We start from the raw sequence: 15010 nt of genomic DNA, 5'->3' as shown, positions 1-15010 counted from the left end.
CGTGAAGCAGTCAGGGCTGAAGGACGTTCTCCCGCTGTCACCCATGCAGGAGGGCTTCCTCTTCCACGCCCTCTACGACGACCAGGCCGCGGACCTCTACCTCGTGCAGTTCGCCTTCGAACTGCACGGGCCGCTGGACGCCTCCGCGCTGCGGACGTCGGCCGAGGCGCTGCTGCGACGGCACCCCAACCTGAGCGCCGGTTTCCGGATCACCGGCCGGGGCCAGGCCGTGCAGGTCATCCCCCGCCACTGCGAGCTGCCGTGGGCGGAGGTCGACCTGCGCGACACGCCCGCGGAGGCCCGGCAGGAGGCCCTCGCGGCCGTGCGGGCGTCCGACCGGACCCGCCGGTTCGACCTCGCCCGTCCGCCGCTGATGCGCTGCACCCTGGTCCGTCTCGACGAGGAGAAGTACAGCCTCGTCCTGAGCGTCCACCACATCCTCATCGACGGCTGGTCGGTGCCGCTGCTCATGGCGGACCTGCTGGCGCTGTACGGGAGCGGCGGCGACGAGCGCGCGCTGCGCCCGGCGGCGCCGTACCGGGACTTCGTGAGCTGGCTGGCCACGAGGGACCGGGAGAGCGCCGAGGCCGCCTGGCGCGAGGCCTTCGACGGACTCACGGGGCCGACGCTCGTCGCCCCCCAGGCGCGGGACGCCGTGCCCGTGACCGCCGAGCGCGTGACGCTGGAGGTGCCGGCCGGGCTCGCCTCCGCCCTGACCGCCCTGGCGCGCCAGAACGACCTGACGCTGAACACGGTCTTCCAGGGTGCCTGGGGCGTCCTGATCGGCCGTATGACCGGCCGGGAGGACGTGGTCTTCGGGGCCACCGTCTCCGGACGCCCGCCGGAGGTCCCCGACGTCGAGAGCATGATCGGCCTCTTCGTCAACACCCTCCCGGTGCGCGTCGGTTTCAGCGCCCACGAGAGCGTGCTGACCACGCTCTCCCGGCTCCAGAACCGGCAGACCGCCCTCATGGACCACCAGCACGTCGGGCTCGCGGACATCCAGCAGTTCGCCGGCCACGGAGAGCTCTTCGACACGCTCGTGGCGTTCGAGAGCTACCCGAGCGACCCCGACGCGCTCCAGGCGGACCCGGGCGGGGTGCGCATCGCGGGCGTGGAGACCCATGACGGGACCCACTACCCGCTCACCCTTCTCGTGGTTCCGGCCGAGAGCCTCCTGATACGCCTCGACTTCCAGCCCCACCTCATCGACCGGGACACGGCCGAGCAGCTCGCCCACCGCCTCCTGGCGATGCTGGAGTCCATCGCCCGGGACCCGCACCAGGCGATCGGCCGGACCGGTCTGCCGGCGCCCCGGAAGGCCGGCCGGGCCGCCCCGGCCCCGGACGAGGACACCGCGCGGCCGACCGAACCCCTCACCCTCGCGGCGATGTTCGAGACGCAGGCCGCGCTCACCTCGGAGGCGGTGGCCCTCGCCCTCGGCGACGCACGGATCGACTTCGACGAGCTGAACGTACGGGCCAACCGGCTCGCGCGGCTCCTCGTCGCGCGCGGCGCCGGCCCGGAGGACGTCGTGGCCCTCGCCCTGCCGAAGACCGCCGACACCGTGGTGGGCCTGCTGGCCGTACTGAAGGCGGGAGCGGCGTGCCTCCCCCTGGCGGCGGACACCCCGCGGGACCTGATCGCCCGGATCCTCGCCGAAACCCGGCCCGTCTGCGCCCTCGTCGACTCCGCCACCGGGTTCGCGCTTCCCGCGGAGCTGCCGACCGTGGTGCTGGACTCCCCGGAGAGCGCCGCGGCCCTGCGGACCGGCCCGGAGACCGACCTCTCGGACGCCGTCCGCCGCAGGCCCCTCCTGCACTCCAACACCGCCTGCGTCCTGCCCTCCGCCGACGGCTCCTGCGTCCTGCTGCCCCACGCCAACGTGGTGGACCTCGTACAGGACGCCCCCCGCCGGTCCAGCGTGTCGGTCCCCGACCTCTTCACCTCCGCCGTCTCCCCGCTGGCGCTGCTGCCCGCGCTGATGAGCGGCGGCACGATCGAGGCCCTGCCCGACCTGCCGGCGCCGAGGTCCGAGGGGCTGCCCGAGGCCACCGGAGCCGCCGCGACCGCCCCGCGCGTGCCGAACATCCGGGCGCACGTACTCGACCACGCCCTGCGGCCCGTACTGCCCGGCGGGGTCGGCGAGGTCTACCTGAGCGGAACCCGGCTCGCGCGGGGCTACGCGCACCGCGCCGACCTGACGGCCGAACGCTTCGTCTCCGACCCCTTCGGAGCCCCCGGCGGGCGGATGTACCGCACCGGCGAACTCGCGCGCCGCACACCCTCGGGAGCCCTGGAGCCCGTACGCCGCGCCGACGGGTCCGCGGCCGGACCCGCGACGGACACGACGGTGCCCGCATCTCCGGCACCCTCCGTACCCCGGGAGGGCCGCGCGCCGCGCACCCCCCAGGAGGAGGTCCTGTGCGGCCTGTTCGCCGAGGTCCTCGGTCTGCCCCGGGTCGGCGTCGACGAGGACTTCTTCGACCTCGGCGGCCACTCCCTGCTGGCGACCCGGCTCACCAGCCGCATCCGCTCCACCCTGGGCGTGGACCTCAACGTCCGGGCGCTGTTCGACGCGCCGACGGTGACCGCCCTCGCGAAGGTGCTGGAAAGCGGCCGATCGGCCGCCGACCCCCTCACGGCGGCGCCGAGGCCCGAACGCGTACCGCTCTCCTTCGCCCAGCGCCGGCTGTGGTTCCTCAACCACTTCGACGGGGCCAACCCGGCCCTCAACATCTCGCCGGCCCTCAGGGTCTCCGGGGACCTGGACCTGAGGGCCCTGGAACAGGCGCTCCTCGACGTGATGGAGCGCCACGAGAGCCTGCGCACGGTCTTCCCCGAAACGGCCGAAGGACCGCACCAGGTCGTCCTGGGCCGTGAGGCCCTGCCCGCGCGCCTGCGCGTCGTCGACGTCCGGGAAGCCGAACTGCCCCGGGCCCTCGCCGAGGCCGCGCGGCACACCTTCGACCTCGCCGCCGAGCCGCCCGTACGGCCCTCGCTCTTCCGGACCGGCCCGCGGGAGCACGTGCTCTTGTTCCTCCTGCACCACATCGCCGGCGACGGATGGTCCCTGGCGCCCCTCGCGCACGACCTCGCCGAGGCCTACGCCGCCCGGTGCGACGGCCGCGCGCCGTCCTGGTCGCCCCTCCCGGTCCAGTACGCCGACTATGCCCTGTGGCAGCACCGCACGCTCGGGGACGAGGCGGATCCGGACAGCCCGCTCGCCCGTCAACTGGCCTTCTGGACCGAGGCACTGGACGGCCTCCCGGAGAACCTGGCCCTGCCCGCCGACCGGCCGCGCCCCGCCGTCGCGAGCTTCCGGGCGGACGCGGTCCCCTTCCGGATCGACGCCGGACTCCACCAGAAGCTGTGGGACCTGTCGAGGAGCAACCGGGCCAGCCTCTTCATGGTCGTCCAAGCCGGTCTGGCGGCACTGCTCACCCGTCTCGGGGCGGGGACGGACATCCCCGTCGGCAGCCCGGTCGCCGGCCGTACCGACGACGCCCTGGACGACCTCGTCGGGCTCTTCGTCAACACGCTCGTGCTGCGTACGGACACCTCGGGGGACCCCGGCTTCCGCGAGCTGATCAAGCGCGTCCGGGCTGCCGACCTGGCCGCCTACGCGCACCAGGACCTGCCCTTCGAGCGGCTCGTGGAAGCGCTCAACCCGGCGCGCACGTCCTCGTACCAGCCCCTCGTACAGGTCATGCTCGCCTTCCAGAACAACACCCGGCCGGTCTTCCGGCTGCCCGGTGCCGACGCCCGCCTGGAACCGGTCGACCTCGGACTCTCCCAGTTCGAACTCTCGGTGCACCTCAGCGAGAACCGGTCCGAGGAGGGCAAGGCCGCCGGGATCGAGGGCTGGATCCAGTACGGCACCGACCTGTTCGACCAGGAGACCGCGCGGCGCATCGGCGAGCGCTTCGTGCGGCTGCTCACCGCCGTCACCGACGAGCCGGACCTGCCCCTCAGCCAGATCGAGGTCGTCGCCCCGGCCGAACGGCTGCAGATCCTGGGGGAGTGGAACGAGACCGGCGAACAGGCGCCGGCCACCCCGCTGCACACGATCTTCGAACGGCACGCCGCCGCGACGCCCGCCGCGACCGCCCTGGTGTGCGGCGAGGACGCGTACTCGTACGCCGAACTGAACGCCGCCGCCAACCGCATGGCACACCTGCTGCTCGCCCGGGGCGTGGGTCCGGAGCGGATCGTCGCCCTCGCGCTGCCCCGTTCCGCCGAGCTCATCGTGGCCGTGCTGGCCGTGCTCAAGACCGGCGCGTCCTACCTGCCGGTCGACCCCGACTACCCGGACGACCGGATCGCCTTCATGCTGTCCGACGCCGCCCCCGCGTACGCCGTCGCGGACACCGGCGCCGGGCCGGTGCCCCCCGCCGTGCTCGGGTTCCCGGACCTGCTCGACCTCGCCGAGTGCCGTGAGGCCCTGGCCGCGTACCCCGGGCAGGACCCCGCGGTGGAGACCGGGCCGGCCACCCCGGCCTACGTGATCTACACCTCGGGCTCCACGGGCCGGCCGAAGGGCGTCCTGGTCACCCACTCGGGCATCGCCGCCTTCGCCGCCGCCGAGGTGGACCGCTTCCGCGTCGGGCCCGCGAGCCGGGTCCTCCAGCTCGCTTCGCCCAGCTTCGACGCTTCGGTCCTGGAGATCTGCATGGCCTTCGCCGCGGGCGCGACGCTCGTCGTGGCGCCGCACGGCCCGCTGGCCGGTCGCGAACTGGCCGAACTCCTCGCGGCGCAGGCCGTCAGCCACGCGTTCATCTCCCCGGCCGCGCTCGCCAGCATGCCGGAGCACGAGCTGCCCTCCCTCGCCACCCTCGTGGTCGGCGGAGACGCGTGCTCGCCCGCCCTCGTGGCGAGGTGGTCGCCGGGCCGCAGGATGATCAACGCCTACGGGCCGACCGAGTCCACCGTGGCCGCCACGATGAGCGAGCCGCTGGACGGCGCCGGGGCGCCCCCGATCGGCCGCCCCGTCCCGGGCAGCCGCGTCTACGTCCTGGACGCCGCACTCCAGCCGGTGCCCGCCCACGTCGTGGGCGAGCTGTACATCGCCGGCGCCGGCCTCGCCCGCGGCTACCTGCACCGCCCCGCACTGACGGCCGAGCGCTTCGTCGCCGACCCCTTCGGGCCGGCCGGCTCCCGCATGTACCGCACGGGGGACATGGCGCGCTGGACGGCGGACGGACAGCTCGAGTTCGCCGGACGCGCCGACCACCAGCTCAAGCTCAGGGGATTCCGCATCGAGCCCGGCGAGATCGAAGCCGTGCTCGAGGAGGACCCGCGGGTGGGCCAGGCCGTGGTGGTCCTGCGCGAGGACCAGCCGGGTGACCAGCGCCTCGTGGCGTACGTGGCCCGTCGCCGCGCGTCGCAGGACCTCGATCCGGCGCAGCTGCGCGCCCTGGCGGCCGCAGGCCTGCCCGGACACATGGTGCCGGCCGCGTTCGTGGTCCTGGACGAGCTCCCGTCGACCGCCAGCGGCAAGCTCGACCGCAAGGCCCTTCCGGCCCCCGCCCCGCAGGAGCGGCCGGCCGGCCGACAGGCCCGCACGCCCCGCGAGGAGGTCCTGTGCGCCCTGTTCGCCGAGGTCCTCGGGCGGGAGGACGTCGGCATCGACGAGGACTTCTTCCTGCTGGGCGGCCACTCGCTGCTCGCGACCCGTCTGATGGCCCGGATCCGCGCCGCTTTCGGGGTGGACCTGGCGATCCGGCTCCTCTTCGACGCCCCCACCGTCGCCGGACTGGCGGCGAGGCTCGACGGCGCGGACGAAGCGCCGCCCGCGCTGCGTCCCGTACGGCGCCCGGAGACCGTTCCGCTCTCCTTCGCGCAGCGCCGCATGTGGCTCCTGCACCGGATCGAAGGCCCCAGCCCCACCTACAACATCCCGCTGGTACTGCGCCTGACCGGGGAACTGGACCGCGAGGCCCTGGCGGCCGCCCTGCGCGACGTGACCGAGAGGCACGAGAGCCTGCGCACCGTCTTCCCCGAGGTCGACGGCGTCCCCCGCCAGCAGGTCCTGGACACCTCCGAGGCCTGGGGCGGGCTGCACACGGCGCACACGACCGCCGACGCCCTGCCCGGCCTGCTCGCGCAGGCGGTGTCCCACTCCTTCGACCTCGCCTCCAGGCCGCCGGTGCGGACCTCCCTCTTCGCCCTCGCGCCGGACGACCACGTCCTGACGATCCTCATCCACCACATCGCCGGCGACGGGTCCTCCCTCGCGCCGCTGGCCCGCGACCTCGCCGAGGCCTACCGGGCCCGGACGGCGGGCGAGGCACCGCACCGGGATGCGCTCCCCGTGCAGTACGCGGACTACACCCTGTGGCAGGACGAGTTCCTCGGCGACGAGAGCGACCCCTCCAGCCGCGCCGCGCGCCAACTCGCTTACTGGAAGGACGCGCTGGCCGGCGCGCCCGAGACCCTGCGGCTGCCGGCGGCTCGCCCCAGGCCCCCCGTGGCGAGCTACCGGGGCGACATGCTGGACCTGCGCCTGTCGCCCGAACTGCACGCGGGGCTGGTCCGGCTGGCGCGGGAGACCGGCACCAGCCTGTTCATGGTCCTGCAGGCAGGCCTCGCCGCCCTGCTGACCCGCATGGGCGCCGGAACCGACATCCCGATCGGCACCCCCGTCGCCGGCCGCACCGACGAGGCGCTGCACGACCTCGTGGGGTTCTTCGCGAACACCCTGGTGCTGCGTACGGACACCTCCGGCGACCCCGCTTTCCTGGAGCTGCTGGACCGGGTCCGCGACACGGACCTGGCCGCCCACGCCCACCAGGACGTGCCCTTCGAGCGGCTGGTGGAATCGCTGAACCCCACCCGCTCGCAGGCCCATCAGCCGCTGTTCCAGGTGCTGCTGGTCCTGCAGAACATGGCGACGCCCGACTTCGCGCTCGACGGTCTGAGCATGGCCGTGGAGCCCATGGGGACGCACACCGCCAAGTTCGACCTCTCCTTCTTCTTCCGGGAGCAGCTCGCCGCCGACGGAACGCTCGAAGGAGTCGCCGGATTCGTCGAGTTCGCCACCGACCTCTTCGACCGCGAGGACGTGGCCGCTCTGGCCGCGCGCCTGGAGCGGCTGCTGGAGGCGGCCGTCACGGATCCCGCGCTGGCGATCGGGCGGTACGAGGTGCTCGTGCCGGGCGAGCGCGAGGAGCTCCTCGCGGCCGGCACCGCCGCGCAGACGCCTGCCCCGGCCGAGGGCCTGGCCGCGCTCTTCGAGCGACAGGTGTCGCTGACGCCCTCGGCGGTGGCCGTGGAGGCCGACGGCGAGTCCCTGACGTACACGGAGCTGAACGCCCGGGCCAATCGCCTGGCCCACCGGCTCGTCGCGGCCGGCGTGAGCGCCGAATCCCGGGTGGCCCTGCGCCTGGAGCGGCCCCTGGACCTGATGGCCGCCGCGGTCGCGGTGGCCAAGTCGGGAGGCGCGTACGTGACCCTGGAGGGGGCCGCGCCCACGGCCCGGTGGCAGGCCGTCCTCACGGCGGCGGACGCCCGCGTGGTGATCGTCGACCGCGCCGCGGACGGCACGGGAGGTACGGCCGGCGCGCTCGAGCTGCCGATCGACGACGGGGCGGACGGAGGCCGTACGGACGACCTCGGCCTCGCGGTCGAGCCGGACCGGCTCGCCCGCGTGCACTACGTGTCGGGGACGACGGGCCCGCTGGGCGTGGCCCTCACCCACCGCGACATGGCGGACCAGGTCACCGGCGGGATCCCGGCGGCCGACGCAGCCCGGACGGTGCTCCTCCCCGAGCAGCTGCCCGGGGGACCGTCTGCCGCGTGGTGGCGGCCCCTGCTCTCCGGCGGACGGCTGACGGTGGCGCCCGCCGGCGACACGGCCGTCGCCCCGGGTGCCCACGGCCACGGCCAGGCGGAGGCCGCCGGCCCCTTCGCGCAGCACCTGCCGCAGGACGGGCCGGTGGGCGATGGCCCGGTGGGCGACGGGCCGCTGTCCGACTCGGCGGTGCCGACGGGCCGCCCGAGGCCCGGCCGGCGGGTGTACGTGCTGGACGCGCGGCTGCGCCCGGTCCCGCGCGGCGTTCCCGGCGAGCTCTACGCGGCGGGCCACGGCCTGGCCCGCGGCTATCACGACCTGCCGGGCGAGACCGCCGAGCGGTTCGTGGCCGACCCCTTCGGCCCTCCGGGGGCGCGGATGCTGCGCACCGGCGACCTGGTCCGCTGGGGAGCCGGGAACGCGCTCGAGTTCCTCGGCCGTACGGACGACCGGACGCGTGTCCGGGGCCTGCGCGTCGAGCCCGCCGAGGTCGAAGCGGTACTCGGCGGGCACCCGGGGGTCGCCGCGGCGGCCGTGGCCGTACGGGCGGACGCGGCCGGAGTCCACCGGCTCGTCGGGTACCTGGTCCCCGCCGGCGGCGCGGACGCGGTGCACGGGCGGGACGGTCTCGCCGGCTCCGTCCGCGAGGCGGCGCGCGGGCTCCTGCCTGAGCACCTGGTGCCCGAGGTCCTCACGGTCGTGGACCGCCTTCCCCTCGACGCGGAAGGCGCCCTGGACCGGGCGGCGTTGCCCGCACCCGACTCCGGGAGCGGCCGCGGCGACGGGACACCCCGGACGGCGCGGGAGCAGATCCTGTGCGAGCTGTTCGCCGAGGTGCTCGGCGTGGACCGGGTGGGCCTGGAGGACGACTTCTTCGAGCTCGGGGGCCACTCGTTCGCCGCGACCCGCCTGATGAGCAAGGTGCGCGTGGCGCTCGGCGTGGACACGTCCCTGCGCCACCTCTTCGAGAACCCCACGGTCGCGGCTCTGGCCGAACGGCTCGACGAAGTCGCGCATCACGATGCTTTCGACGTCGTCCTGCCCCTGCGGGAAAGCGGTGAACTCCCGCCCCTTTTCTGCATGCATCCGGCCGGTGGTCTCAGCTGGTGCTATTCTGGCCTGGTTCCGCACGTGGGCAAGGATCGACCGATATACGGTCTCCAGTCCCCGAGGCTGGCCGGTGGCGGCGAACTTCCCGTGGATATAGTGGAATCCGCCGCCGAATACGTGGACAGGATCCGAAAGGTCCAGCCGAGCGGCCCCTATCATCTGCTGGGTTGGTCATTCGGCGGGCATCTGGCCTACGCCATGGCGACCGAATTGCAGCGACAGGGTGAAGAAGTCGCACTGCTGGCCCTCATGGACGCTTTCCCGGTCCAGGACGAAGCCATGTTCCAGGTGCCCGAGGACGAAGTCCTCCCCGCGCTGTTCCAGGTCGTGTTGCGGGAAGTCGACCAGACCAAGGGTGAATTGCTTCAGGGTCATTTGCTGATGGAGACGATCCGCCGGGAAGGCGGCGTCCTGGGCGAGCTGCAGGAGTCGCACCTGGAAGCGGTCAAGGAAATCTGCCTGAACAGCATGAAGCAGCTCCGCATCTTCGAACCCGACCGGTTCCGCGGGGACCTCCTCTTCTTCACCGCACTGCAAGGCCGGACCGAGGCGTCGTTCGGACACGACGCCTGGAGCCCGCACGTCGACGGCCGCATCGAAAACCACGACCTCGACTGCGACCACGGCGGAATGACCCAGCCGCGCATGATCGCGCGCATCGGAAAGATCGTCGCCGCCAAGATGCGCGGCGAAACGAACTGACAAGAATCTCCCGAAAGGTGGGGACACCATGAGCAACCCGTTCGAGAAGGAAGAAGGCGTATACGTCGTGCTGGCCAACGACGAGGGCCAGCACTCCCTCTGGCCGGCCTTCGCGGACATCCCGGCCGGCTGGACGACCGTCTTCGGCGAGTCCGACCGGGCGGCATGCCTCGACTACGTCAATGAAAACTGGACCGATCTGCGGCCCGCCTCACTGGTCCGGGCGATGGCCCTGCACGAGAAGTAGCCCGACATGGCGGCGAGTCGAGAGAGCACGGTCCGCGAATACTACGAACGCGTGGACGCGGCCGACTACGAGGCGGTCTTCGACATGTTCTGCGAGGACCTGGTCTACGAGCGGGGCGGCACCGAAGCGATCGTCGGAATGGACGAGTTCAAACGCTTCTATCTGGCCGACAGGATCATCGAGTCCGGTCGGCACGATGTGGCCTCGATCGTGGAGAGCGGGGACTGGGTGGCCGCCCGCGGCGTGTTCACCGGGCAGCTGAAGACCGCCGAGGAAGTGTCCGTCAACTGGGCGGACTTCCATCTCTTCCGCGGCGGGAAGATATGGCGCCGGTACACCTACTTCGCCGATCGAGCGATATGAAAAAGGGAAGGAAGTCCACGGCATGACTGCACGGTCAGGACCGCTCACGGAGGATGTAGTAGGGGTCGGGTTCGGCCCTTCGAACCTCGCACTGGCGATCGCCCTGGAGGAATCGGCCGGCCCGGCTTCGGGAAACCCGGGCGTCGGCATGCGGTTCTTCGAGCGGCAAGAGGAGTTCGGCTGGCACCGCGGCATGCTGATGGAAGGTGCGACCATGCAGGTCTCCTTCCTGAAGGACCTGGCGACGATGCGCAATCCCGCCAGCGCCTACACCTTCGTCTCCTACCTCAAGGCGAAGGGGCGGATGGCCGAGTTCATCAACAGCAAGACGCTGTTCCCGCTCCGGGTCGAGTTCCACGACTACCTGGAATGGGTCGCCGAACAGTTCGCCTCGGTGGTCTCGTACGCATCGGACATCACCGGAATCCGACCGGTGGTCGAGAACGGTGCGGTGGAATACCTCGACATCCTCGCCCGCACCTCTCCCGGCGCCGCTCCGACCGTCGTGAGCCGCGCCCGCAACGTGGTGATCGGCGCGGGTCTCTCGCCCCGGATGCCGGCCGGAGTCGAGGAGAGCGACCGCATCTGGCACAGCTCCCGGCTGCTGCACCGCACCGCCGCCCTGACCCGTGCGCCCCGCACCGTCGTCGTCGTCGGCTCCGGCCAGAGCGCCGCCGAGGCCGCCGACTACCTGCACCGCACCTTCCCGGGTGCCGAGGTCAACGCGGTGCTCTCGCGCTACGGGTACAGCGTCGCCGACGACAGCCCGTTCGTGAACGGCATCTTCGACCCGGACGCCGTCGGCCAGTTCTACTCCGCGCCCCAGGACGTGAAGCAGACGCTGATCGGCTACCACAGCAACACCAACTACTCCGTGGTCGACCTCGACCTGTCGCAGGAGCTCTACCGCCGGATCTACCAGGAGAAGGTCCTGGGGACCCAGCGGTTCAAGATGCTCAACGCCGCGCGGGCCACCGCCGCGGAGGAACACGCGGACGGCGTGCGCGTGACCGTCGACTCGCTCGCGGGCGACTCTTCCCGGGTCATCGACGCGGACGTGGTCGTCTACGCCACCGGCTACCGGCCGAGCGACCCGCTGCCGCTCTTCCGGGAGCTCCTCGCCGACTGCAAGCGGGACGGGGAGGGACGGCTGGTGGTGGGGCGGGACTACCGCGTCACGACCTCGGACGCGGTCCGGTGCGGGATCTACCTCCAGGGCGCGAGCACGGAGCACTCCCACGGCCTCGCCGCCGGCCTCCTGTCCAACACCGCGGTCCGGTCCGGAGAGATCGCCGCTTCCATCCTCAAGGGATAACGATGTACGTACCGCCCATCTATCAGCCCGAAGACCGCGGCTGGCTCCGCCGCATCATCCAGCGCTACCCCCTGGCCACCATGATCACCAACGGGGAGCGGATGCCGTACGCCACGCACCTCCCGGTGATCTTCTCGCCCGAGGACGCCGCGGGCACCGGAGGCCCCGAGGGAGCCACGCTGCTGGGGCACATGAACAGGGCCAACTCCCACTGGGACTCCCTGACCGACGGTGCGAGCGCCCAGCTCGTCTTCACCGGGCCGCACGGATACGTCACCCCCACGCTCTACCGGACCACGCCGGCGGCGCCGACCTGGAACTTCGTCTCGGTGCACGTGCAGGGCAGGCTGCGGCTGCTGCGGACCATGGAGGAGACCCTCGACGTCGTGCAGCTGACGGTCGACGCGTACGAGTCGGCTCACGGCGACGGCTGGCAGATGGACGGCTCGCTCGACTACTTCGCCCGGATCGGCACGGCGGTCGGTGCCTTCCGCTTCGAGGTGGAGTCCGCCGACGGCATGTTCAAGCTCAGCCAGGAGAAGGACCCGGAGGTCCGCAGCCGGGTCTCCGAGCGGCTCAGCACCGCCGACGCCGGACCCAGCCGCGACCTCGGACACCTGATGCGCGAGTTCTACCTCGACGAAGACCATGCCGCTTGATACCCCGAAAGGCGCCGTGAGCCCCGTGCTCTTGAACCTGTGGGGTGGCCCCGCCACCCCGAACTGCCTGATCGACTCCTTCCTGGAGGTCGTCTCCGAACGGCCCGACGCGGTGGCGGTCGTCGACGGGGAGACCGAGCTCACCTACGCCCGGCTGCGGGACTGGGCGGGAACGGTGGCCGCACTGCTCACCGCTTCGGGGATCGGGCCGCACGACCGGGTCGCCGTCACCGGGCCCCGCAGCGCCGCCGTGGTCGCGGCCTTCCTCGGAACGGTCGCGATCGGGGCCACCTACGTCCCGCTCGACCCCGAGTACCCGGTCAAGCGTCTCGCCCACATGCTGAACGACAGCGAAGCCAAGGTGCTGCTGTACACCGGGGACGAGCCCGGGTTCGAGACCTCGGCGGCACTGCTGCGGATCCCGGAGCCGGAATCGGTGGCGGTGGACACCCGGTGGCAGCCGGTCGCGTGCCACCCCGACCTCCCCGTCTACGTCATCTACACCTCCGGCACCACCGGATGGCCGAAGGGCGTGAGCATCCCGCACAGTTGCCTCGACGGCATGGCGGCCTGGCAGACCTCTCACTCGGTCCGCCGCGACCTGCGCACCGGACAGTTCGCACCCCTCAACTTCGACGTCTGCTTCCAGGAGGTGCTGGGCACGCTCTGCGGGGGAGGCACCCTCGTCATCGTGCCCGAGAAGCTGCGGCGGGACGCCTTCTCGCTGCTCGACTGGCTCGGCGAGAACAGGATCGAGCGGCTCTTCCTGCCGTACCTCGCCCTCAACATGCTCGCCGTGGCGGCCTCGGCGGAGGACTCCCTGGACCACATGGCCCTCCAGGAGATCAACACCGCCGGCGAGCAGTTCGTCTGCACCGGCCCGATCCGCGAATTCTTCGAGCGCCTGCCGGCATGCCGGCTCAACAACCACTACGGCCAGAGCGAATCGGCGATGGTCACGGCCCACACGCTCACAGGACCGGCCTCGACCTGGCCGGCGCTGCCGCCGATCGGCATCCCCCTGCCGGGGTGCGAGCTCCTGATCGATCCCGTGGACCCGGCGGAGCCCGAAGTGGGCGAACTGCTCGTGGCGGGCCTGCCGGTGTCGCTCGGCTATCTCAACCAGGAGCAGCTCAATGCGGAGCGCTTCGTCACCGTCGACCCGTCGCCCCAGGGCCACACCCGGGTGTTCCGCACCGGCGACCTGGTCCGGCTCGACGACGGCGTGGTGCAGTTCCTGAGCAGGCGCGACCACGACGTCAAGATCCGCGGTTTCCGCGTCAACCTGCTGGAGGTCGACGTCTGGCTGCTCGAGCAGTCCGGCGTGGTCGAGGCCGCCTGCGTCGCCGTCGAAGCGGCCCAGGGCTCCCGCACCCTCCGAGCCGTGATCACCGTGGAAGAGGACGCGGCACCGACCGACACCGACGAGCTCCTGCGCCGCCTCGCCGAGGTGCTCCCCGCCCCCGCCGTGCCGGTGTCGATCACCGTGGTCGAGGCACTGCCGCGGACCGCGAGCGGGAAGATCGACCGGCAGCGGATCGGCAGGGAACTCCTCGCGAGCGCTCCGTAGCCCTCGTCGCCTCCCCGACGCCGCACCGTGAACAGGCCGCAGCGGCCGTCCCCGTACATCGAGCACCATCCCCTCACTCCCCGTAGGAGCAAGTCCGTGCCCATCACCGATGCGATCCTCCCGGCCCAGCAGTACGCCAGCCGGCGCGTGGCCACCCCACGCCGCCTGCTGATGTGCCGGCCCGAGCACTTCGACGTGGTGTACTCCATCAACCCGTGGATGCACCCCGACAAGCCGTGCGACGCCGGCCTGGCCCTCGCCCAGTGGGAGAAGCTGTACGAGCTCTACCGCTCGCTCGGCCACACCGTGGACGTGATCGACCCCCTCGCGGGCCTGCCCGACATGGTCTTCGCCGCCAACGGCGCGACCGTGGTGGACGGCAAGGTCCTCGGTGCCCGCTTCCGGCACGCCGAGCGGACCGCCGAGGGTCCCGCCTACCTCTCCTGGCTCCACGAGCAGGGCTTCGACCAGGTCCTGTGGCCGGAGTTCATCAACGAGGGCGAGGGCGACTACCTCCTGGTCGGCCGACGCCTCCTGGCGGGAACCGGCTTCCGCACGGACCCGCGTTCCCACGCCGAGGCGCAGGAGTTCTTCGGTGTTCCGGTCACGGGCCTGACCCTGGTCAATCCCGAGCACTACCACCTGGACACCGCGCTCGCGGTGCTCTCGGACACCGAGATCATGTACTACCCGGAGGCCTTCTCGCCGGGCAGCCGGGCCGTCCTGGAGGAGCTCTTCCCCGACGCGGTCCTGGCCTCCCCCGAGGACGCGGCGGTCTTCGGCCTCAACGCCTTCAGCGACGGCTACAACGTGATCATGCCGGAGGCCGCGACCGGTCTCGCCGAGCAGCTCAGGCAGCGCGGTTTCAACCCGATCGGGGTCGACCTCTCCGAGCTGCTCAAGGCCGGCGGCAGCGCCAAGTGCTGCACCCTGGAACTGCGTTCCCGGCCCGTCCCGGGCGGCTCCCCGGACGCGCGGTCCCGCGCGCCGCGGACCGCGACGGAGCGTGCGCTGGCCGCCATCTGGGCGGAGGTCCTGGGCTCCGCCCAGGAGGACCGGGAGCGGGACTTCTTCGGCGCCGGCGGGGATTCGCTGCTCGTGACCAGGGTCGTCCTGCGGGCGCGCAAGACGTGGGACATCGGCCTGACCGTCCAGGTCGTGCTCGACCACCCCGTGCTGAAGGACCTCGCCGAACAGATCGACCTCATGGTGCGGTCCGCCCAGGCCCCCGCCCAGCCCTGACCCGGAAGGA

At 72.3% G+C, this 15010-nt stretch carries 7 protein-coding genes and 1 pseudogene; all 8 read left to right on the top strand.

What is annotated here, in order from left to right; all coding sequences use genetic code 11:
* Nucleotide 1: 1 nt before the first annotated feature.
* The 8 genes and pseudogenes from K7B10_RS11900 (at nt 2) to K7B10_RS11865 (ending at nt 15000) form a co-directional block, all read left to right on the top strand.
* A complete protein-coding gene (locus K7B10_RS11900) occupies nt 2-9604 on the top strand; it encodes a non-ribosomal peptide synthetase (protein WP_229336082.1) in 9603 nt (3200 codons plus the stop codon).
* Nucleotides 9605-9632: 28 nt separating this feature from the next.
* Nucleotides 9633-9851 carry an MbtH family protein gene (locus K7B10_RS11895; protein WP_229336081.1) on the top strand — a complete coding sequence of 73 codons (219 nt, stop codon included), beginning with the start codon at nt 9633-9635 and terminating at the stop codon, nt 9849-9851.
* 6 nt (nt 9852-9857) lie between these two features.
* Nucleotides 9858-10214: a nuclear transport factor 2 family protein gene (locus K7B10_RS11890; RefSeq protein ID WP_229336080.1), complete on the top strand. Its 357-nt coding sequence runs from the start codon at nt 9858-9860 to the stop codon at nt 10212-10214.
* 22 nt (nt 10215-10236) lie between these two features.
* Nucleotides 10237-11529 carry a lysine N(6)-hydroxylase/L-ornithine N(5)-oxygenase family protein gene (locus K7B10_RS11885; protein ID WP_229336079.1) on the top strand — a complete coding sequence of 431 codons (1293 nt, stop codon included), beginning with the start codon at nt 10237-10239 and terminating at the stop codon, nt 11527-11529.
* A gap of 2 nt (nt 11530-11531) precedes the next feature.
* Nucleotides 11532-12188: an FMN-binding negative transcriptional regulator gene (locus K7B10_RS11880; protein ID WP_229336078.1), complete on the top strand. Its 657-nt coding sequence runs from the start codon at nt 11532-11534 to the stop codon at nt 12186-12188.
* 25 nt (nt 12189-12213) lie between these two features.
* A complete protein-coding gene (locus K7B10_RS11875) occupies nt 12214-13758 on the top strand; it encodes an AMP-binding protein (RefSeq protein ID WP_229336077.1) in 1545 nt (514 codons plus the stop codon).
* A 96-nt stretch (nt 13759-13854) separates the two neighbouring features.
* A pseudogene (gene ddaH / locus K7B10_RS11870) lies at nt 13855-14700 on the top strand (dimethylargininase); the annotation flags it as partial.
* A complete protein-coding gene (locus K7B10_RS11865; RefSeq protein WP_229344949.1) occupies nt 14689-15000 on the top strand; it encodes a phosphopantetheine-binding protein in 312 nt (103 codons plus the stop codon). The pseudogene ddaH and the gene K7B10_RS11865, both read left to right, overlap by 12 nt.
* The last annotated feature ends 10 nt before the right edge of the window (nt 15001-15010 follow it).

Source organism: Streptomyces flavotricini, assembly GCF_020639365.1.
Lineage (GTDB): Bacteria > Actinomycetota > Actinomycetes > Streptomycetales > Streptomycetaceae > Streptomyces > Streptomyces flavotricini.
Note: the sequence above shows the minus strand (reverse complement) of the source record. Positions and strands in the feature narration are given on the sequence as shown.

Excerpts from the sequence above, each read along its gene's own strand:
- K7B10_RS11895 (WP_229336081.1), top strand. The coding sequence starts at position 9,633 with ATGAGCAACCCGTTCGAGAAGGAAGAAGGCGTATACGTCGTGCTGGCC.
- K7B10_RS11890 (WP_229336080.1), top strand. The coding sequence starts at position 9,858 with ATGGCGGCGAGTCGAGAGAGCACGGTCCGCGAATACTACGAACGCGTG.
- K7B10_RS11885 (WP_229336079.1), top strand. The coding sequence starts at position 10,237 with ATGACTGCACGGTCAGGACCGCTCACGGAGGATGTAGTAGGGGTCGGG.
- K7B10_RS11880 (WP_229336078.1), top strand. The coding sequence starts at position 11,532 with ATGTACGTACCGCCCATCTATCAGCCCGAAGACCGCGGCTGGCTCCGC.